At 38.2% G+C, this 19,392-nt stretch carries 21 protein-coding genes and 1 pseudogene; 15 read left to right on the top strand and 7 right to left on the bottom strand.

The genetic code is table 11. The features are described from left to right. Window positions 1–97 precede the first annotated feature (97 nt). Window positions 98–2,020 (bottom strand): asparagine synthase (glutamine-hydrolyzing), encoded by a 1,923-nt coding sequence (asnB, locus tag BK584_RS12100; RefSeq protein WP_078392842.1) that lies wholly within the window; start codon window positions 2,018–2,020, stop codon window positions 98–100. A 272-nt stretch (window positions 2,021–2,292) separates the two neighbouring features. On the opposite strand from asnB, the gene BK584_RS12095 reads away from it, so the two are divergent. Then, on the top strand, window positions 2,293–2,913 hold the full coding sequence (locus tag BK584_RS12095) for a DUF4352 domain-containing protein (RefSeq protein ID WP_169871229.1): 621 nt from the start codon (window positions 2,293–2,295) through the stop codon (window positions 2,911–2,913). A gap of 481 nt (window positions 2,914–3,394) precedes the next feature. Next, a complete protein-coding gene (locus BK584_RS12090) occupies window positions 3,395–5,269 on the top strand; it encodes a M14 family zinc carboxypeptidase (RefSeq protein ID WP_078392840.1) in 1,875 nt (624 codons plus the stop codon). A 79-nt stretch (window positions 5,270–5,348) separates the two neighbouring features. Here BK584_RS12090 and BK584_RS25375 read toward each other — a convergent pair whose 3' ends face one another. Next, window positions 5,349–5,480 carry a hypothetical protein gene (locus BK584_RS25375; RefSeq protein WP_281255753.1) on the bottom strand — a complete coding sequence of 44 codons (132 nt, stop codon included), beginning with the start codon at window positions 5,478–5,480 and terminating at the stop codon, window positions 5,349–5,351. A gap of 280 nt (window positions 5,481–5,760) precedes the next feature. Between BK584_RS25375 and BK584_RS12085 the strand changes: the two genes are divergently transcribed. Next, window positions 5,761–5,925: a YvrJ family protein gene (locus tag BK584_RS12085; RefSeq protein WP_078392839.1), complete on the top strand. Its 165-nt coding sequence runs from the start codon at window positions 5,761–5,763 to the stop codon at window positions 5,923–5,925. Next, window positions 5,925–6,458 carry a peptidoglycan recognition protein family protein gene (locus BK584_RS12080; RefSeq protein WP_245808847.1) on the top strand — a complete coding sequence of 178 codons (534 nt, stop codon included), beginning with the start codon at window positions 5,925–5,927 and terminating at the stop codon, window positions 6,456–6,458. The genes BK584_RS12085 and BK584_RS12080 overlap by 1 nt, the downstream gene beginning before the upstream one ends. 289 nt (window positions 6,459–6,747) lie before the next feature. On the opposite strand, the gene BK584_RS12075 is transcribed toward BK584_RS12080, so the two are convergent. Further along, complete coding sequence (locus BK584_RS12075) at window positions 6,748–7,008, bottom strand: hypothetical protein (protein ID WP_078392838.1); 261 nt, start codon at window positions 7,006–7,008, stop codon at window positions 6,748–6,750. Between the two features lie 188 nt (window positions 7,009–7,196). Here BK584_RS12075 and rpsN point away from each other — a divergent pair, with 188 nt between their 5' ends. From rpsN to BK584_RS12055, 4 genes are all read left to right on the top strand, one after another. Further along, window positions 7,197–7,466 (top strand): 30S ribosomal protein S14, encoded by a 270-nt coding sequence (gene rpsN / locus BK584_RS12070; RefSeq protein WP_078392837.1) that lies wholly within the window; start codon window positions 7,197–7,199, stop codon window positions 7,464–7,466. Window positions 7,467–7,554: 88 nt separating this feature from the next. Then, window positions 7,555–8,757, top strand: a complete 1,203-nt coding sequence (locus tag BK584_RS12065; protein WP_078392836.1) for a GTP-binding protein — start codon at window positions 7,555–7,557, stop codon at window positions 8,755–8,757. A 491-nt stretch (window positions 8,758–9,248) separates the two neighbouring features. Then, window positions 9,249–9,830 (top strand): NADPH-dependent FMN reductase, encoded by a 582-nt coding sequence (locus BK584_RS12060; RefSeq protein WP_245808846.1) that lies wholly within the window; start codon window positions 9,249–9,251, stop codon window positions 9,828–9,830. A gap of 266 nt (window positions 9,831–10,096) precedes the next feature. Beyond that, window positions 10,097–10,573 carry a DinB family protein gene (locus BK584_RS12055; protein ID WP_078392835.1) on the top strand — a complete coding sequence of 159 codons (477 nt, stop codon included), beginning with the start codon at window positions 10,097–10,099 and terminating at the stop codon, window positions 10,571–10,573. Between the two features lie 155 nt (window positions 10,574–10,728). Here BK584_RS12055 and BK584_RS24165 read toward each other — a convergent pair whose 3' ends face one another. Together BK584_RS24165 and BK584_RS12050 are read right to left on the bottom strand one after the other, a co-directional pair. Next, window positions 10,729–10,845, bottom strand: a complete 117-nt coding sequence (locus BK584_RS24165) for a hypothetical protein (protein ID WP_245808845.1) — start codon at window positions 10,843–10,845, stop codon at window positions 10,729–10,731. Between the two features lie 11 nt (window positions 10,846–10,856). After that, window positions 10,857–11,075, bottom strand: coding sequence for a hypothetical protein (locus BK584_RS12050; RefSeq protein WP_139365662.1), 219 nt, complete (start codon window positions 11,073–11,075; stop codon window positions 10,857–10,859). 182 nt (window positions 11,076–11,257) lie between these two features. On the opposite strand from BK584_RS12050, the gene BK584_RS12045 reads away from it, so the two are divergent. The 3 genes from BK584_RS12045 to BK584_RS12035 all read left to right on the top strand — a co-directional run bounded on the left by BK584_RS12045 (window position 11,258) and on the right by BK584_RS12035 (window position 13,787). Beyond that, on the top strand, window positions 11,258–11,857 hold the full coding sequence (locus BK584_RS12045; RefSeq protein ID WP_078392833.1) for a TetR/AcrR family transcriptional regulator: 600 nt from the start codon (window positions 11,258–11,260) through the stop codon (window positions 11,855–11,857). Window positions 11,858–12,074: 217 nt separating this feature from the next. After that, window positions 12,075–12,746 carry a hypothetical protein gene (locus BK584_RS12040; protein WP_078392832.1) on the top strand — a complete coding sequence of 224 codons (672 nt, stop codon included), beginning with the start codon at window positions 12,075–12,077 and terminating at the stop codon, window positions 12,744–12,746. Window positions 12,747–12,824: 78 nt separating this feature from the next. Continuing rightward, the gene (locus tag BK584_RS12035; protein WP_078392831.1) at window positions 12,825–13,787 is read left to right on the top strand and encodes a TraB/GumN family protein; all 963 of its coding nucleotides are present in this window, start codon (window positions 12,825–12,827) and stop codon (window positions 13,785–13,787) included. A gap of 472 nt (window positions 13,788–14,259) precedes the next feature. Here the strand turns inward: BK584_RS12035 and BK584_RS12030 are convergent, their stop codons facing one another. Next, window positions 14,260–14,691, bottom strand: coding sequence for a hypothetical protein (locus BK584_RS12030; RefSeq protein ID WP_078392830.1), 432 nt, complete (start codon window positions 14,689–14,691; stop codon window positions 14,260–14,262). A 412-nt stretch (window positions 14,692–15,103) separates the two neighbouring features. On the opposite strand from BK584_RS12030, the gene BK584_RS12025 reads away from it, so the two are divergent. The 3 genes from BK584_RS12025 to BK584_RS12015 all read left to right on the top strand — a co-directional run bounded on the left by BK584_RS12025 (window position 15,104) and on the right by BK584_RS12015 (window position 18,408). Next, entirely contained in the window at window positions 15,104–15,433 is a 330-nt protein-coding gene (locus BK584_RS12025; protein ID WP_078392829.1) for a lactococcin 972 family bacteriocin, read from the top strand. A gap of 63 nt (window positions 15,434–15,496) precedes the next feature. Continuing rightward, window positions 15,497–17,737 carry a bacteriocin-associated integral membrane family protein gene (locus tag BK584_RS12020; RefSeq protein WP_078392828.1) on the top strand — a complete coding sequence of 747 codons (2,241 nt, stop codon included), beginning with the start codon at window positions 15,497–15,499 and terminating at the stop codon, window positions 17,735–17,737. Between the two features lie 29 nt (window positions 17,738–17,766). After that, window positions 17,767–18,408 (top strand): putative bacteriocin export ABC transporter, encoded by a 642-nt coding sequence (locus BK584_RS12015; protein WP_078392827.1) that lies wholly within the window; start codon window positions 17,767–17,769, stop codon window positions 18,406–18,408. 43 nt (window positions 18,409–18,451) lie between these two features. Here the strand turns inward: BK584_RS12015 and BK584_RS12010 are convergent. Next, window positions 18,452–18,766: pseudogene (locus tag BK584_RS12010) on the bottom strand (alpha/beta hydrolase); the annotation flags it as partial. 198 nt (window positions 18,767–18,964) lie between these two features. On the opposite strand from BK584_RS12010, the gene BK584_RS24615 reads away from it, so the two are divergent. Next, window positions 18,965–19,132 carry a hypothetical protein gene (locus BK584_RS24615; protein ID WP_169871227.1) on the top strand — a complete coding sequence of 56 codons (168 nt, stop codon included), beginning with the start codon at window positions 18,965–18,967 and terminating at the stop codon, window positions 19,130–19,132. The last annotated feature ends 260 nt before the right edge of the window (window positions 19,133–19,392 follow it).

Below are 19,392 nucleotides of genomic sequence, written 5' to 3'. Positions count from 1 at the left end.
TTCTTCGGAAGGGGTCCTTTTTTTGTTTGAACTCGAAAGGAAATAGAAAAAAAGCGCATGAGAATTGCCTCATGCGCTTTTTACTGTTCTCTGTTTTCTATAATGCGTCTACTTCTTCACGTTCTTCCTTTGTCACCCGCATCATGTTGACAATTTGGTTTGGGCTCGTTACGCTCTTTTCCACGTGCACTTGGTGCCAGAGAATAAAGCAGATAATCGTCCAGAGCTTGCGGCTGTTATCGGCTTTTCCGGCTGCGTGGTCTTCAAGCAAGTTTAACAAGAAGTCGGTGTGGAAGTAGGTGCTTGCTGTTTTGCTTTCTTTAATTAGTGTTTTGGTCCAGTCATACATTTCGTTCTTGAGCCAGTGGCGAATTGGGACAGGAAAGCCTAGTTTCTTTCGTGGAACGATGGTAGATGGAATGTATTCCTTCATCGCTTCACGTAGGACGTGCTTCGTAGTCTTGTTTTTGAGCTTGGCGTCACGTTCAATCGTACGGGCAAAGGCAAAGATGTCTTTGTCTAAAAATGGAACCCGTAGTTCAATCGAGTGTGCCATCGTCATACGATCGGCTTTCACGAGAATGTCACCTGGTAACCACGTATGCATGTCAATGTACTGCATTTTTGTTGATTCATCATAATTCGGTATGTCTTGATAAAGTGGTTTGGTTATATCCGTATAAGGCATAGTAGGATCATAGTGTTTAAACAACTGCGCTTTTTCTGCTTCTGAAAAAATAAAGGCGTTGCCAATGTAACGTGTTTCAATCGGCGTTGTTCCACGAATGAAGTAGTTTCGTCCCTTCACAGCGCCAGGTAGTTGATGAAATAGACCATTTAATGGTTTGTGAAGTCCCATCGGAATTCGTTTAAACCAGGCCAAGTCGATCGGTTCGCGGTATATATTATATCCGCCAAACAGTTCGTCTGCCCCTTCACCAGAGAGGACTACTTTTACGTGTTTGCTTGCTTCTTTGGCGACAAAATAAAGCGGGACTGCTGCTGGGTCAGCGACAGGCTCGTCCATGTGCCAAATGATATTAGGCAGCTCTTGGATAAATTCTTCAGGTGTAATGACTTTGCTAATGTTTTCAACGCCGAGTTTCGCCGCTGTGTCTTTCGCGATGTCAATTTCACTGAACCCTTCATTTCCGAACCCGACAGTGAATGTTTTTAAGTTAGGGTGGAGCTCTTTTGCTAACGCGACAATCGAGGTGGAGTCAATTCCACTCGATAGAAAAGCGCCTACCGGTACGTCAGAACGCATATGTTTCGCAACGGAATCGCGCAAGAGCGCTTTCGTCATTTTGGCAAGTTGGGAAGGATCAATTCCCGTTTTTGGTTTGAATGAGCGCGTTGCATAGGGTTTAATCGTTTCATCTAATTGATTCGTAATCGTTAATGTATGGCCTGGCAAAAGCTTATGCACGTTCTTTGTTAAGGCACGTGGTTCTGGCACGAACTGAAACGTTGTATAATGTTGTAACGACTCATGCACAATCGCTTGCTCGTCTAAAATCGGATTGATCGATTTTAATTCTGAGGCAAAGAAAAAGCGCTCCTCGTCTTTTACATAGTAGAACGGTTTAATGCCAAAGGGATCACGGGCACAAAAAAGTTCGCCTTTTTCAGTATCCCATATGGCGAACGCAAACATGCCTCTTAGCTTTTTGACCGATTCTTTTCCTTCAAACGCATAAAGAGCGAGCAATACTTCCGTGTCAGAATCGGTTTCGAAAAGGTAGCCTCTTTCGGTCAGCTCCGCTTTAAGCTCCACATAATTATAGATTTCACCATTAAAAATAATCTGATATCGACCGTTTTCATAGGAAAGGGGTTGATGTCCGTGTTCTATATCGATAATGCTCAACCGTTTAAAACCCAGTCGAACAAAGCTATCCTGGTAATTGCCTGTGCTATCAGGTCCACGATGGTGAATGGCTTCAAGCGATTCACTCCATCGTTCTTCAGATGTATGGTTGTTGGCATGATGCAACAACTCACCGATAAACCCACACATGGGAAAACCTCCAATAAAATGTTAATTTCTGTTGTGTAAAAACGTGATCTAAGTGTACATCAAAGATTCCTTGAGGACAACTAGCTAGGAAAGAAATTGGGTATTTCACATAATTTGTCCGATTTGATGGGGGAATCTCCTATAATAAGGTGAAAAAAGGCGGGGGAGCTTGATCGTTTAATAGTCCTGGTAGAGAGGTATTTTTGCTGTTTAAAGATTGAGGATTCGGTTATATCATTAAAGAACGACATATCGAGAGGATGAACATACATATGAAAAAAGCATCAACGCTTGTTGCGACAATGGTTGGGGTTTCCCTTGTGTTCGCGGCGTGTAGTGATTCAGAAGATGGAGAAAACAATCAAGAAGCACCAGCTCAAGAGGACGCCGCGACAGAAGAGGGAACGATCGATGACGAGGCGGAGGAGAATGAAAACAATGAAGAACAAGGAGAAGATCAAATGGAGCTTGGTGTTGGCGATACAGCCGTCATGCACAGCAACATCTCTTCATTTGAATTTACATTAAACAGCGTGGACATGGTGGAGGAAGTGGATGGGGAACCGTCAGATTTAGACGCCTATGTGGTTGCTTCGATTACAATTAAGAACATCGGCGATGAAGAAATTGATGCAAAAGAAAATGCGGGGCTGTTCGAGTATACGGCTCACCTAGAAGGATCTGGTACAGGTGACCAAGCCGAGTATTATGAAGAGTACGAAGCGGAAAGCATTAAAGGAAGTCTTGCCCCGGGTGAAGAAGTGACGGGCACAGTCGTGTATACAAGTTATATAGAAGATGAACAATACATTCGCGTGAAAGCAGGGACAGCCGCTACGGGCTTGATTAACAATGCGTTATTCACATTTAGTCTCGATGAGTTAACCAATTAAATGCAGGTAAATAAGAAAAAGCCGATCTTCGCTGATCGGCTTTTTCTTGTTGATACCTCTGACATTTAACATGAATGAAGTCCTGGTGATTTTGAACCGGAACCATATGATGAAGAAGCCAGTTCTTTTTCTGAAGATACTCTATTAAACCAAACCGTATAACGTAAACATGATGTATCAGAATTGGATCATTCTGGACGAACGTTCGATTTTGGTAGTTGGAGTCAATGAAAAATGGGGTTTGGTAGCAAAAAAGCTAGAAGTGTGCGAATAGCGCTAAATCTAGCTGATTTTGTCGAATTGAACATCGAAATCTTTATTAAAATATTTATTTTATTTTCTTAAAGACCAAAGTGTGGCAAGAGTTTAAGCGATGAAACGAGTCGATTATTAGATTAAAGCGAGTTGACATCAGAATTTTTTGAAATTACTATTAAACGATCAATAATTACTTTAGTACTTGAAAGGAAGTGTGTGTTACATGTCCAAAAGCAAGCTCGTTCCATTTCTATCATCTGTCGTACTTCTTCTAATCCCTTCGATCGCCAATGCAGAAGTACAAGAAAATGATTCTTCGGGGTATGTCATTGATGGACCTCCTGCAGCGGGGCAAAAAACGGATGCAACGATCCCTCATACGTATGTACCTTATTTTGGCCAAAGTATCGAACAACCCAAGCATATTTTGAACTTGTATCCCGACCCTGGTGTCGGATACGATACGCCGGGGTTTCAAGATGAGAAGTGGGACTTCACAACAACAGAGGAAATGATGGCGTTCTTAAATGAATTAGACCACAAAAGTGATCTGATGCAGATGGAAATCGCCGGATACTCCCAGGAGGGTCGTGAAATACCGCTTCTTCTTTTTACAACGAGTGACAGTGAAGAGTCAGAGGATTTTAACAGCAAGCCAACAGTTTGGTTGGAAGCACAAGTTCACGGAAGTGAGGCCGGTGCAGGTGAAGCTGCTCTCGTAACAGCTCAACAACTTGCCACAGGTCAACTGGGCGAAGACATACTTAAAGAGATCAACGTGATTATAGTCCCTCGCGTGAACCCGGATGGATCTCATTATTATCAATTTGGAAGTGCACGGGGTCTGTGGATTAACCGGGATCATATGAAAGTAGACTTGCCAGAAACAAAGGTAATGAATCAAGCGCTTCAACGTTTTCAACCTGAGGTATTTCTGACTTCTCATGAGTACGGGCATCGAAATTGGGATGCTTTTGCCGATTTAGGAGAAGAAGGCGGAGCGCCTTACCACGATTTTCTTCTTGCGAAGGGATATAACTTAAATATCCCGGCATCGATTCGAGAGATGGCGGATGATCTGTTTATTCCTAATGCGTTTGAGTATTTAGAAGAAATGGGGTACTCGACTGATACATATGTTTCTTTTCCGGAAGATTACAATAAAGAAACTGGTCAAATCACTGTGACAGAAGGAAATGCATCACCACGTTTTGAAAAGGAAATTGCAGGGCTTTTGCCGAGCTTCACGTTCTTACTTGAAGGGAGAGGAGACCGATTTGGTCGTGAGGGCTTCGAACGTCGAGTGCATTCGCAAGTGGTTGCCATCGAGAGTTTTTTAAGAACAACTGTTGAAAACAAAGAAGACGTCAAAGCAATTGTTGCTCAAGAGAGAGAAGAACTTGTTCGCAAAGGTGAATCCACAGATGACAAGGATACAATCGTGATCACGAACACGCTAAAAGAACTTGAAAAGTCGCTTGAGGTTCTCGACATAGCTACCGGAGAGGTTGTAGAAGTTCCGACTACTTACCTAAGTGCGACTCATGCCGAACCAACCTTGGAGCGTATCCGTCCAAAAGCCTATCTGTTGCCTCCGGCTTACCACCATGTTGTTGAAAAGCTTGAAATACATGGCGTTGAAGTAAAAACACTGAATGAACCACAGGAATTGACAGTGGAGAGCTATACGGTTACCGATCAGCAAATAGGGGACAAGGTCGAGGAAGGTCATATCATTAACAAAGTTGAAACTGAGATAAAAGAAGAAACAAGGTTTTTCCCTGAGGGCAGCTATGTTTTTGAAATGAACCAGACGTCGGCTAACATCATTGCTTTGGCCCTTGAACCAGAGTCAGAAGATAGCTATGTCACTTATAACATAATCCCTGTTAATGTAGGTGATGAAGTACCCGTGTACCGATATATGAATAATGAAACACTTGATGGTGAGAGTGTAAAGGAAGAGAATGAAGGAGGAAAGCTCCCCGATACTTCCACAGATTATTTACAGAATACCTTATGGGGCATGTTTCTTATCATCGTCTCTAGCACCTTGCTTTTGATCCTTAAAACAAGAAAGAAAGAGCAAAAAGAATAGATTTTACAGGAAAGCCAGTTTTCATTCAACAATGGAAAACTGGCTTTTTTCGTATTCTCTTGAGCAAATCACTCACCTATCAAAAATCAAAAATCGGTAATGTGACAACGAAGAAAATGGCAGTAATAAAAGTCGCAATGGCAAGAATCGCTAAGATGAAACTCCCTCGTTTCAATAAACGTCGTACATTTAGTGCAACGGCCATTGTCATGAATACGAGGGCCACATAGAAAATAGGGGTAAACGCTGTGCTCCGACTCCTCCTAAGGTTACAGTTCATTTATTTCTGCAATGAACATCGATTACTTCCGGTTCAGTTGAAGGAAATGCCTTACTAGTCCCTCTTTCTCTGATTCAAAAAAGTCGAGTTGTATGTTTCTGTTGCCTTCGTATCCTTTTATCAAAATTTACCATAAAATTAGTTGATTTTTTGGTTGTTATTGTTGCTTTTGCTTCTCTTTCTTCATTAAGAGTGGGAAAGGAGGAACCTCATGAATCATTTACCTGATTGGGCCATTTTGCTTGGGAATTTCGGGTTTCCTACAGTGGTAGCCGTCTATTTGCTTATCCGGTTTGAAAAGCGGATTGAGAATTTAACGGACGCCATCAGGGAATTGGAACGCACCGCACATAGACAAAATAGGGGGAATCAGTAATGGAACTTAAACAAGATCTTATTCCTGTATCGAACGCAAACCGTCCGCAAACCTTCCTTGATCCATCGTATCTAACGATTCATGAAACGGGGAATCGATCGGTTGGCGCAAACGCCGCGATGCATGCGATTTACGTAAAGGGGCAAGATGCCATCGCTAGGCAGGTGTCATGGCATATTACAATCGATGATCGAGAGGCGATTCAGCATTTGCCTTTTAATGAAGTGGGCTGGCATGCAGGGCGAGAAGGCAACCACAATTCAATTGGAATTGAAATTTGTGTCAATCAGGATGGAGACTTCCAAAGAGCAAGAGCGAACGCAATCTCTGTCGTGCAGCAATTGATGCAAGAATTATCCCTCTCGGTTGATGATGTGGTGACACACCAAAAGTGGACAGGGAAGAACTGTCCAGAGAATTTGCTGAAGTCGTGGGATCAATTTAAACAAGATGTACAAGAAGGGGGCAACCCCTGCGCCACCAATCGAAGGACGCCTGTTACGTGTCATTGCGGATACGTTATGGGTCTATGACCGTCCTGATTGGCAAGCTAGGTACACAACCGTATCAAAAAACGAGGTATTTACGATCGCAGAACGATTACTCGTTAACGGGTCGGTGATGTATCGCTTAAAAAGCGGTCTGTTTATTACAGGGAACCCACAATATGTTCAATTGATTTAGTGGATACAAAAGAGCTGTGCTTGTAGATCATGAGAGGATCGTTAGTCAGGAGGGTTTTGGCTAACGATCCTCTTTTTTTGATTGAATACAGTGATTCAACTGAAACGAGGAGTGAAAATGGCCAAACACGAGAATCCCCTAGTCATTAGAGACAATCCCGTTTCCTATCGCATAGATCGTAGCAAAGTGGTGAAGGAATTGATGAATGTTTTCTTGTGTAGGTTCAAGTGTTTGTATCATAGGAATAATGGTTTTTAATTCGTCTTCGGAAGAGTCGATTAGTTCGGCAACGATAAAATCGCTATCCATTAGATGTAAGACGTCCTCATAAACAAAAGAATAGCGTCTCTTTGTCGTTAAATGCGTGTTAAAAAAAGATTGACAATCATTCCTAAGCATTCGTATCAGCTCCAAGTAACAGTAGTAAATCGTAATCATTATTATTTATGTGAAAGTATAGAGAACGCTGAATAAAAACGCAAGGGATTTTTTAAAAAAAGATGATCGTTGTATTTTGAAAATAAAAATGGTACAATTCGTAATGATTACGATTTGCGAAAAATAAACGGATAAAGGTGTGAGGATACATGGCAAAGAAATCGAAAGTGGCCAAAGAGATGAAGCGTCAAGAACTTGTTCAACGTTACGCAAAAGTGCGTCAAGAGCTAAAGGAGAAGGGGGATTATGTTGCATTGTCTAAGTTACCAAGAGACTCCTCTCCTTCAAGGCTAACAAGAAGATGTAGAGTAACAGGAAGACCTAGAGGCGTGCTTAGAGATTTTGAATTATCTCGAATTGCTTTCCGTGAACTTGCTCATAAGGGACAAATACCTGGAGTGAAAAAAGCTAGTTGGTAGCCTTTTTTTCTTTTTCGTTTTTATAAATCGGAATGATTACGAAGTAGGGAGAGCTTTATAAATACAAAACAATGGTGGAGGTAGTTAAATGAAACGAATTCCTGTTACGGTCTTAAGTGGGTATTTAGGTTCTGGGAAGACAACTTTGCTAAATCATCTATTAAAAAACCGAGACGGCTTAAAAGTTGCCGTCATTGTCAACGACATGAGTGAGGTCAATATCGATGCAGACTTAGTTGAACAAGGTGCCGGTTTTTCGAGAACTGAAGAAAAGCTTGTCGAGTTGTCGAATGGGTGCATTTGCTGTACGTTGCGCGAAGACCTTTTAATCGAAGTCGAAAAGTTGGCAAAGCAAGGAGACATCGATTACATCGTCATTGAATCGACGGGGATTAGCGAACCTGTTCCAGTTGCACAAACATTCTCCTATATTGACGAGGAGCTGAACATTGACTTGACACGGTTCTGTAAATTAGACACAATGGTCACCGTTGTTGATGCCAATCGGTTCTGGACGGAACTTCGTTCGGGTGACTCCCTTCTTGATCGTAAACAAGCGCTTGGCGAAGAGGACGAGCGGGAAATTGCCGATTTACTAATTGACCAAATTGAGTTTTGCGATGTCTTAATCTTAAATAAATGTGACTTGGTGAGTGAACAAGAGCTTGTTAAATTAGAAAGTGTGTTACGTACATTGCAGCCTTCAGCGAAGATCATTCGCTCTGTACAAGCAGAAGTAAATCCTCGTGAGATTTTAAATACGAATTTATTTGATTTTGAAAAAGCGAGTGAGTCGGCTGGATGGTTAAAGGAATTAAACGCTGGTCCAGAAGCACACACGCCAGAGACAGAAGAGTATGGAATTGGCTCATTTGTCTATGAACGAAAAGTGCCTTTTCATTCAAGTCGGTTTGTCGCTTGGGGCGATTCGATGCCCAAAGAAATTGTGCGAGCGAAAGGTTTGATATGGTGCGGTACACATAATGACTTAGCTTTGTTGTTTTCTCAAGCTGGCACATCTGTTCAATTAGAACCTGTCACCTATTGGGTGGCATCTCGTCCACCAGAAGAACAAGAAAAGATTCTAGTGGAAAATCCCAACTTGCGAGAAGAATGGGACCAAGAAGTGGGAGATCGACATAGTAAATTAGTTTTCATTGGTGTGGCGCTCAATCGGGAGAAGATCATAGCCGAATTAGATCGTTGTCTAATGACAGAGGAAGAGCGCGCGGGTACTTGGCAACCAGGTCCTGATCCTTTTGGTTGGACTGTAGAAGAAGTGCGTGAATAGGTGAAGGGGCATCTGATTAGTTGGACTGACTTTTTTCGTGACGTCGCTTTTATCGGAACATCTTTAGAAAGTACACTCAATTGATTAATCATAACCCTACCCCCATTCATATGACTCAATTGTCCCTGCGGCACAATGAATCTGTTGCTAGGTTGAGGGCTTAGTGAGGTTAAACTCGTGGAGGTTCGACTCCTCCGGGCCGTATGCCGGTAGTACCAAGGCTTTCGGAGCTTTGGTACTTTTTTGTTTTTGGATAATTATAGGATATTTTAGTGTGATTCTTTCCACATTCTTTCCGCATGTGTTTTTACTAAATATTAACATATTTTTCAAATGTTCGGATTTGGCTTTATTAATGTGTATAAAGTCAAAATTGATAACATTTTAGCTTCTCAGTTGGATATATATTAAGATGAATAACAGAAAATATCACGAGCTTAAAAGAATTTTAAAGAGCAGTTAAATGGAATTACCGTTTTTAAACTGAGATAATGTTTATATCAATCATTATGGGAGGGAATCATATCGGAACAAAAATTAATCTTGTAGCATTGTCAGGAAGTATTCGGAAACAATCGTCAACTCAAAAAACACTTCATAGTTTAAAACACTTTATGCCCGAAAAAGTTGACTATGGAATATACAATGTCATTGAAAATCTTCCGCATTTTAATCCTGAGCTAGATGGTGACGAGCCACCGGAAGAGGTGCAAGTATACAGAGAATTGCTTTCGGGAGCGGACGGAGTCATTATCTGTACACCTGAATATATAAAAGGAGTTCCTGGTGTTTTGAAAAATGCGTTAGAGTGGTTAGTATCATCTGCGGAGCTCTATACAAAACCAGTAGCAGTCATTACAGCTTCAGGCAATGGGGAAAATGCTCACCATTCATTACAGCTTAATTTAAGTATGTTAAATGCGAATGTATTCGAGGGTGGAACATTATTGATTTCAGGAGCAGACAGTAAATTGAATGGAGATGGAGAATTTGTAAAAAGTGAGGTCACTGCCTCACTAAAGTTATTAATCTCTAAATTAATTGAAGAAATTAATAAGGAAAAATCTTATTGATAATTCTTATTTTAAATAAATGGTTACCTGTTTTATAAGCTTTAGAATCATTGAATATAATGATATTTTTATTGAGTACATTTGTACAATAGAAAACAAAATAAGATCCATGCACGGCATTTTTGCCTTTAATAGACAGATTGTTGAAAAACTAATAAGTCACTTAGAGGATAAAACGTGAACTGTTAAAAGAAGAGAGTTATGATTACTGAAATAAGTAAACAATTAGGAATTGGATAAGCAATATAAATATCAGGAGTGATTATATGGCAAAGCAGTTGATTAGTTCATTTCTTGACCGACGATTTCAAAAAGAGAGTGGATTTATCCCTTTGATGGAAGCGATTAAAGGTCTTACCGCAGAACAAGCATACTGGAAGCCGTCGGAAAAGGGTAATTCTATATGGCAGATTGTAAACCACATAGCTTTTTGGGATTCACATATTCTGAATCAGCTTAAAGAAAAATCTAACTCCCAAGTAAATGTTGATAATGATACTACCTTTGAGATTCCTAATGATATAACTGATGAGGAGTGGCAGAAAACGGTCGCACAAATTAATAATATTTTTCAAGAAATACAGGTTGCAGTGTCACAATTAGATGATTCATGTTTAGATGAACCAGCATTTGAAGAAGACCCACTTAAAGTTCTTTTAGGAGACTTGGCTATGCATGATTCATATCACATTGGTCAGATCGTATACATTCGCAAGCTTCAAGGTATCCCAAGAAGTGAATAAATTAGATTACCAGTTTGAGGGCTTATTGAGGTTATTATCATGGAGGTTCCACTCCTCTCAACCGCATGCCGGTAGTACCAAGGCTTTTGGAGCTTTGGTGCTTTTTGGTGATGATTAGGTGACTCATGCATGCTATTGATTCTTTCTTTCCTTGATCACTTTTGCATTTCTAATGCTTCATTAGTACTTGATCCCAGTGGCCATTCACAATAGATTGGCTTTTCAGCTGGCACAATCGCTTTTACTGCATCATAACGCTCTTTAACATTCATGCTAACGACTGTCATATCAACATCTGATTCTTGCGCCAGTTGTTCAGCATTATCAAAGCATACGGGGCATTAAAAGCATCAGCACTCTTAACAGCAATTTTCATATTACTCGTACTAACAGCTTTAAGTTCAAGATCATCTAGTTGTTCGATTGCAGGAATATGCGTTTCTTTGGCCCAACCGTTATTAATAGAACCACCTATAATACCTACTCGTAATTTTTTATTCATTTTCAAAGAGATCGTATTTTCCAAGGGACTAGTTGTATCCCAAGAATCGATTAAGAAAAGTGAATTGGTATCGGTTGTCCTTTTAGTTAACTTGACAAAAATAAAAGGACTGTTAAAATAAAAACTGATCAACCGATCAAAATAAAGAATGAGTAATCAACTATTTGAAGGCGGATAAAATGATGAAAAATAAACAATATTTAATAGCTGATGCACGTAAAGAACAAATTATTAAAGCCGCTATAGAGGTATTAAGAGACGTTGGCTATATAAGTACGAGCCTTTCGAAAATAGCTAGTAAAGCAAACACTAGTACAGGATTAATTTCTTATCATTTCTCTGGTAAAGAAGATTTGATGAATAATACGCTACTTTACTTGGTTGAACAAGAGAAATCTTTCATTAAGGAAAAAGTTGAAAAAGAACAAATGAACATGGGGAAATTAATGGCGTTTATAGAAGCAGGCATAGCGTATCGTGGGACAAAACGTGGCAATACCACTGCGTTATTAGAAATTGTTTTTAATGTACGTACACCAGATGATGTTCCATATTTTAGGGTGGAAATAAATCCTGAAGAAGAGTTAAATGTCTTGTTAGAAGAAATCCTTTATGAAGGACAAAAAACGAACGAATTCAATGACTTTGATATTAAAGTCGTCGCCATGATTATTAGGGGGGCTATTTCATTATCAATGTCCTTACCTCAAAATGAAAAGGATATAGGATTTGAAGATTATAGCGAAAAGGTAAAGAAGAACGTCTTAAAAATGCTCAAATAGAATGAAGGTCTTTGTTAACGGGTGCAATTTTTATCTTGCACTCTTATAGAGCAAACCGTTCATTTCGTCATTTAAGCGTAATTTTCACGCTAGTATATTTTTTTAACATAAAAACTGACTGTTTGATCAGTATAAAAAATGGTTAATCAATTGTGTGTGTAATATAGAAAATTTTATAGCCTTAAAGTTACCACTATAAAGGAAGGTGATAGGAGTTATGTTTCATTTTATTCATAAAAGAAAACGACAACGAAAAATGAAAAAGATAAAAAAGGGCGATGGTCATCTTTTGAAAACGTATCGATTATGGAATCTATTCACGCACTCATTGTTTCATATAGAAATAATGAATGAAACCGAAGGGACAACTAAAAAGTATGCTTTAAAATCGAGGTATTTCGCAGAAGAGCCTAGCGTTGATTTGTACTATGAAGGTAGACATATTGCCTTTTCTAAACTGCCAGCCGTGTTTCCAGTCGATCATGGAGAACTCGAAATAACCAATAGCTCGAGTGGAATTAATGGTATTCATTATATTTCTGATAGAGAAGAAGCTTTTTCAGTATATCCTGATAAACGATCAATTAGAGGTTTTCGATTGTGGTTGCATAAACGCTTTCCGATTATTAGTGCAATGATCGGATTAATAGCTATAGTAACCTTATTCATTTCAATCGCTTTATCCTTCCCTCAACTAATAGAAACCATTTCTACTATTCCGTGGGTATCTGAAAACATAGGTGTATTTGAATCTCCATTCACACTTTCAGTCTGGACTTATTTTGCGATTGGAATTGCCGCAGCATTAGCTGGAACAGAGCGGGCTCTCATGTTACAAAATCATTGGTTAATAGATATCGAGACTAGGAATTGGGGTGATGATTATTGAGGTCATTATAATGAACCGAAAACAATGAATCAGGAAAAACGAATCATTTATATATGTATAGAAAGGGTGAACGTTACTATGAGGAAACGATTATTAGGGCTAAGTTTAGTATTCATTATGCTTTTTATAGCGGGTTGCTCAAGCACTAATCATGAGCCTGTAGAAAGCGAAGGAGCATTTGAGGAAGAAAACGAACAGGAGACAAGTGAAACGTCTCTTGATTATGAGGGAGAAGGAGGGTTTTTATGGGAGATTGTACATGGCGAAACGACCATGTATGTGCAAGGAACTATACATTTAGGTCACGAAGACTTTTATCCTCTTGCTTCTGAAATTGAAGAAGCCTATGAGAGTTCAGATGTTGTCCTTCCGGAAATTAATATGTTTGAAGCAGATGTGAATGAAGAAGATATCAGTGAGATGGCTCTATTTAAGGAGGGTACCACTCTGGCTGATGTTCTATCGGAAGAGTCTTATGCCGAGCTGTCGGATATATTTGAACAGAACAAAATGGCAGTAAAGGATTACAACCATTTTCAGCCATGGTTTGTAGAAAGCTTACTAGGTCAAATTAGTAGTGAGGAAAGTGAGCTAGCTCCAGAGTATGGCGTTGATTTATATTTCCTTAAACGTTCTTTAGAGGATGATAAGGAGATTGTGGAATTAGAAACCGTTGAAGGGCAATATGACATGTTAAGTAATTTTAGTATGGAAACGCAAGTGAAAATGTTAGAGGGGACTATAGAGGAACATGATCAGGTAGTGAATTCTCTCAATCAATTAGGGTACAACTGGATTCATGGTGAAAAGGATGCTTTTATTGATCAGCTATCGGAAGGTTTCGAGGAAATGGGTGAAGAATATCAACAGGAGATGAATGATAATCGTAATCTTAATATGGCCAGTAAGCTTGATGAAATCTTACAAAAGGATGATGGGCAGACTTATTTTGTCATTATCGGTTCAGCTCATGTTCTAATTGATCCAAGTGTACCAAGTGAGCTTGAAGAGAAAGGGTATGAAATCGAACGGATTTATTAAAGATTTCATGTTAAGCAAAATGGAGATCTTAGTGAGGTTATACTCTTTTAGGTTTAAATACTGCTTGGGAATAGAATGTTTAATTAAGAGGAGCGCAGAAAATTCATTGCTATCTTGTTGGAATGTTAAATGTATAAGTCGAGTTAAAAAGAAATCACTCTCAGATTCATTCGAGTGTGATTTCTTTTATTAGCTAAATGCCTTCGCAAAAGCTTTTAAAAATGAGGTGAAAATAAATATGAATAACAAACTAAAACATATCGTTCCAGATCAAGTACCCTATCACCGCGTGCTGGAGAAGGAGGGTTATTCATCATCACACATACCCGCGCGTCAAAGGACATACGTTTAATCCTGCAACGAACGAGGCTGTTCGTAAAAAAGGACCAGCCATCGTTTACGTATCAACGATGGCTGACCGATTTTATTGAAAATGATTTTCCTTATGAACGAACGTTGCCCCTTTGTTTCTCTACCAATCATAATTTTCCTTCTCAATTGCTTGGATAAGGTGGTTCTCTCCTTCAATAGAATAATGATTGGAATGGTTGATGCTAAACCCTTCTTCAGAGACAAAAAGAAGATACCTCGATTCGGACGTAATGGTATTGATTGTATATGTATACTCTTGCGGTGGTGCGTTTGTCGCTTTTATTTCAGTTGGGGCAGCTTCACCGAATAGCTGTTGAATCACTTCTGTATCGGTTAAGGTGACATGTCTGTCAATGTCTCCGTTTCCTTGTGGTGAAGCGTGGTGTGTAATCGTAATTTCTCGAATTTCTCCTATTTCTTCTTGCAAGTCTGTCATTTCATCTCCAATGGTTGATGTGGAAGGTAAATTGAAATACGTAATCAGTGCAGCGATTAGGATGAGAACACCAATTACAATGGTCTTCTTATTCAAAAGAAAAGCTCCCTTCAGTCAATTGGTAGCTCCCATCTTACCATGATTACAGTGAGGAAAAAACCTCCCTTCGTTGTGAGAAGGCAAGATAACTTACTTGAAAAATTAGAGGGGTATGTTTAGAAATAAAAAGTCAAGCGCTTCTTCATTTGTTTGATAGTCTGAACGGCTAATGAAATTCTTGGTCGTTAGGGCTATCCACCTTATGCGTATTAATCTAGCAATTGATAGATTTAAATACATCTAATCATTAATCTTTTACTAAGTATTATTGTCATTCTCGGAAATCTAATTATAAAATATTTATAAAATAATCGGATAACTATTGAAATTTCTTTCTTATTAATTATATATAAAAGGAGATGATATAATGAAAAATTAGAAGTTTTTTACAGTAGCTTTTAGTTTAATTATGACATTATCATTGTCTACTAACGCTTTTGCAGCAGAAGAAACAAGTGGGGGCGGTATTGTCGGCGAAGATTATGTTTCAATTTTCAAACAAGTTGGGGGAGGAACATGGGACCAAGGTACAAAAACCAAAGGAATTTTTAATAAAACAAAAGAAGTTTGGTCCAACTATTGGCATCCTTCCAAAGTTCACGGTTCGGCAGCGCAATTAGGAGCAAAAACTCCAAATCGTAGTTGTGTTAAAAAAGATTTAACATCTAAAGCGTTTCAATCAAGTTCAAACACTGATCTTACCGCATACACATATTGGAATACGAGTTGCAAACTTTAAGATAATTCTAAACAGAGACCGAATTTCTGGTCTCTGTTTTCTAGCACATAAAGGAGCATTTTTATGAAAAAGATTGTCTTTCTCTCCTTATTTATTTGTTTTAGCTTGGCATTCTATCTTTCAATAATGGAAAGTAAAAATCAAGAGATTATTGATTTTACAAATTTAGAGATTCAAACAGCTCACCCATTCATCATACCAGAAACTATTCCTTTTTCTAACCCTATGGAGCTTTCATCAATATTAGAAAAGGTTGCAAACGATACTAATGTCAATATCATACGCGGAGCACGTTACTTTAGAAAAGATCAGACAATTGAATACATAAAATATGCGTGGTTAACAGAAGAGTCTCCGATGTTTGAGGACATATTAATAAAAGAAGGTCGATTACCTAAAATAAAAGAGAATAATTATATAGTGACAACTAAAGAGGTATCTTATGATCTCCCTCAAATTGGAACAATCGCGAGTCTAGGACAGAACTTTTCTATTCTCCCTTTAGATAAATCTTTTGAAGTGTTACCTACTTCTGGAAGATACTTTATTGAAGCTAATGATTCTAAACAAATCAACTTTTTTTTAGAAACTCTTAGTAACGAAATTAATGATTACCTGCTTAAGAACCAGGAAGATCTTAATATAACTCCTGTAGATTTACAATCAGAATCTACTTTCCACCAATTAGATTCCGATTTACTTATTTTAAATGACCTTTCAGAGTTAGAAACAATACAATATATAATTCTGGGTTCGACGCTACTTTTATTAGTGTTCTATTTTTATAACACTTCAAAAAAAATTGGTGTTTTTGTCATACATGGTTACTCATTTACTGAAATATGGTGGGAATTAATTGGGAAAACAACTTTAATTTTATCTATACTTGTAACTTTATTGAGTGCCATTCTTTCAATAGTTCTTCTATTACCTACATTTATTTTCGGGAATTTTATTGCGAAATTGTTATTTGTACTTTTGGTGTTTATTATTTTTTCTGCTGCTTCGTTATTATTTATCCTAAAAATCAATACATCGCAGACTATTAAACACCGGAAAAAATATAATGGCATTTTAATTTTCAATCAACTATTTAAAACAGTAGCTATAGTACTATTGCTAATACTCTCGTTAGAATCTTTTTCTCAAATCCAACTGATTGGCGAAAAAAAGGAAAAATTAAATAATATAAGTGAGTCAAATTCGGATTGGGCATCTTTGGACGACTATGCTGTTTACCAATCATATTTAGGGTATACAACCGCATTTACTTTTGAAGAACTAGAGATGCAACTTAGTAAACAAGATACAGCACTTAATGCTTTGTATCCTTTATTTAATGAAAGAGAGGCTATTTATGCTGATACATCAGAATATGAAGTTGAGTTCCAAGAAATAAACACACAATTTTCCGGTATATTTTCAATGACTGTTAACCCTAATTACTTGGAAGAATTCCCGCTCCAAGATGAGTTTGATGAAACAATTGTGGTTAACGAACAGGATGAGAATTGGATTTTAATAGTGCCTGAGAATTTCAAAAGAGAAGAAAAGGAAATTCGTGATTATTTTCTTGATGATAAGGAATATTATCTTAGTTCAGATCGAGAAGTAACTTTAGAAATAATATGGTTAAAAAAGGACCAATCCGTTTTCAGCACCAATCCAGAAGTCGCTCCTAATAAACAAAATCAAATTGATAATCCCGTTATTCATGTGAAAACTAGTGGAAATGAACTTTTCACTTATCGGGGAGGTGTTAGGGGGAACGGTCTGAGTGATCCTTTAAAAATAAAGCTAGATGCAAAATCTGGAGCTTCTTATTTGGAAGAGCTAAAAGAAGAACTTTTAGATTTAGGACTTGAGAATAATTCGGATATAGTCTCAATTAAAGATTTTCTGTCGAGTGAACTTGCTTCTCTTAAAGCAGAACAAAGATCAAATTTACTCATTTTCATTGCGCTAATAACTACTGCGTTATACGCCAGCGTATTTAATGTAATTATCCTAGTTAAAAGTTATGCAAAAAAATTCGCTGTTTATCGTTTGTTCGGAGCAGGTTTATTTAAAACTTATAGATTAGTGTTTATGAGTACTATTAGTTGTTTTATCGTTTCTATGATTCTAACGATTGCGGCGGCCCAAATTTCTGGTATATTACCAAGTCCATTCTTTAGCTTTAATAATAACCCGCTGGTGGCTGTTTTGATCATTTTAGTAATAATAGAATTTTTTGTTGCAACTTTGACCTTATACATTGTAGAAAAAAAGAACGTTGCAAACACAGTGAAAGTAGATAGATAACAAACTCTAGGATCGTTGGAGGTTGAATAGTGAGTCCAATATGTGAATTAAACAATATAAGTAAGAAGTTTAAAGACCGTACTGTTTTAAGTGATTTTTCGCTCCAAGTTGAGCAGGGAGAATTACTCGCTATAACAGGAGAAAGCGGATCGGGCAAAACAACCATCTTAAATATAATTGGTTTATTAGAGAAGCAGGATGGTGGCACTCTATCATTATTTGGGTATAAAAACCCTACGCTTCAATCAAAAGAAGGCAGATTGATTTTACGAAAAAAAATCTCTTATCTATTTCAAAATTATGCCCTAATTGATAATGAAACTGTGGATCAAAATCTTGATTTGGCGTTTTTAACGTTAAAATGTTCGAAAGAGAAAAAGAAGGAATTAAAACTGGAAGCACTTGATAAAGTGGGTCTAAAAGTTAATTTAAAGCAATATGTATTTTCTCTCTCTGGGGGCGAGCAGCAAAGGTTGGCAATCGCTCGTTTACTCATTAAGCCATGCGATCTTGTGCTAGCAGATGAACCAACTGGCTCACTCGACTCAAATAACCGCAATGAGATATTATCCCTTTTAAAAGAATTAAACCAACAAAGAAAAACCATTATTATCGTTACTCACGACGATTATGTAGCTTCATCTTGTAACAATGTCTTACAACTAGATTAAAGAAAGAAGAGTTGAACGTTTAGAGCTCATATTTGCATCGACCATAGAATAACACCGGATAGCGCTTTTCCTTCCCGGAGAGAGCAAGGTCGTCGTAACATTGGGTCTTGATATCGATAGAGAAAACATCCTTCTCTTTAAGATACGCAGTGATAAGTGGTTGTTCATTAAACATTTCGTAGACTTCAGGAAACATGTACGTTGATGTAGTCTTACCTTCGCTACTGTCGGACGGATAGTACACAAACGCCGTCAATTCTCTTTTTGAGTGATCTGATGCTGTGTATTCAAAATCCATCTGGGTTCGACCGACAGTATAGCCACCAATTGGTACTGGAAATGCGTCATACGTTTTCATTTTCTTGTTCCCCTTTAATGAATAAAAATGGCGAATGTGAAATACAACATTGCGCTATGAGCGCTTTTCAAAACTGTGAAACGGGCCTATCTTCAGTGAGTCATATCTACTCCTTGGCTTTCTTATAAAATGTCCAGTAAATCACCACTTTCCTATGTTAGAGTGGTGGTAACTCTTTAATGGGGTAGGTGGTTGGTCATGGATGGAATCAGATTAGGCCTGTGGTTTTTCTTTCTCATTCTGATGGTCGCCGCTATGTTTGGTCTTGTCAGAATCATTGTTGCCAAGTATTTTGATGACTTCTATCAGAATGTGTATCAAAAATCGTCCAACTTGGCAAAGCGGGTTTTTGGTCGATCAAAGTAATGGGAGAATAGCGTAGGTTGATCAAAGTGGACCATAGGGAGGAGCTTTTTGTTTTGTACAAACCATGCCTCTTTTTGATCGGTTTTGCAGTGAGGATTCGATAAACCTCAAAAGAAGATTGAATAAGCCAGCGAACATTCGCTGGTTTTTTTGTTTCGTCTACGGTTGTCATGCTCATTAATTAAACGTTTGATTAAAAACAAGCGTACTTCCTTGTCATAATAAGGGAGGATGTATAAAAAGAGAAGAAATGAAATAGT

The sequence above is a fragment of the Shouchella patagoniensis genome (genome assembly GCF_002019705.1).
Lineage (GTDB): Bacteria > Bacillota > Bacilli > Bacillales > Bacillaceae_D > Shouchella > Shouchella patagoniensis.
The sequence above is the reverse complement of the archived record's forward strand: the minus strand, read 5'-3'. Positions and strand labels throughout refer to the sequence as shown.

Coding starts and splice junctions, on each gene's coding strand:
- BK584_RS12085 (WP_078392839.1), top strand. CDS start 5,761: ATGAATCATTTACCTGATTGGGCCATTTTGCTTGGGAATTTCGGGTTT.
- BK584_RS12065 (WP_078392836.1), top strand. CDS start 7,555: ATGAAACGAATTCCTGTTACGGTCTTAAGTGGGTATTTAGGTTCTGGG.
- BK584_RS12095 (WP_169871229.1), top strand. CDS start 2,293: ATGAAAAAAGCATCAACGCTTGTTGCGACAATGGTTGGGGTTTCCCTT.
- BK584_RS24165 (WP_245808845.1), bottom strand. CDS start 10,845: ATGAATGTTAAAGAGCGTTATGATGCAGTAAAAGCGATTGTGCCAGCT.
- BK584_RS12040 (WP_078392832.1), top strand. CDS start 12,075: ATGTTTCATTTTATTCATAAAAGAAAACGACAACGAAAAATGAAAAAG.
- rpsN (WP_078392837.1), top strand. CDS start 7,197: ATGGCAAAGAAATCGAAAGTGGCCAAAGAGATGAAGCGTCAAGAACTT.
- BK584_RS12045 (WP_078392833.1), top strand. CDS start 11,258: ATGAAAAATAAACAATATTTAATAGCTGATGCACGTAAAGAACAAATT.
- BK584_RS12050 (WP_139365662.1), bottom strand. CDS start 11,075: ATGAATAAAAAATTACGAGTAGGTATTATAGGTGGTTCTATTAATAAC.
- BK584_RS12060 (WP_245808846.1), top strand. CDS start 9,249: ATGTTTATATCAATCATTATGGGAGGGAATCATATCGGAACAAAAATT.
- BK584_RS12020 (WP_078392828.1), top strand. CDS start 15,497: ATGAAAAAGATTGTCTTTCTCTCCTTATTTATTTGTTTTAGCTTGGCA.
- BK584_RS24615 (WP_169871227.1), top strand. CDS start 18,965: ATGGATGGAATCAGATTAGGCCTGTGGTTTTTCTTTCTCATTCTGATG.
- BK584_RS12055 (WP_078392835.1), top strand. CDS start 10,097: ATGGCAAAGCAGTTGATTAGTTCATTTCTTGACCGACGATTTCAAAAA.
- BK584_RS12025 (WP_078392829.1), top strand. CDS start 15,104: ATGACATTATCATTGTCTACTAACGCTTTTGCAGCAGAAGAAACAAGT.
- BK584_RS12090 (WP_078392840.1), top strand. CDS start 3,395: ATGTCCAAAAGCAAGCTCGTTCCATTTCTATCATCTGTCGTACTTCTT.
- BK584_RS12035 (WP_078392831.1), top strand. CDS start 12,825: ATGAGGAAACGATTATTAGGGCTAAGTTTAGTATTCATTATGCTTTTT.
- asnB (WP_078392842.1), bottom strand. CDS start 2,020: ATGTGTGGGTTTATCGGTGAGTTGTTGCATCATGCCAACAACCATACA.
- BK584_RS25375 (WP_281255753.1), bottom strand. CDS start 5,480: ATGACAATGGCCGTTGCACTAAATGTACGACGTTTATTGAAACGAGGG.
- BK584_RS12075 (WP_078392838.1), bottom strand. CDS start 7,008: ATGCTTAGGAATGATTGTCAATCTTTTTTTAACACGCATTTAACGACA.
- BK584_RS12080 (WP_245808847.1), top strand. CDS start 5,925: ATGGAACTTAAACAAGATCTTATTCCTGTATCGAACGCAAACCGTCCG.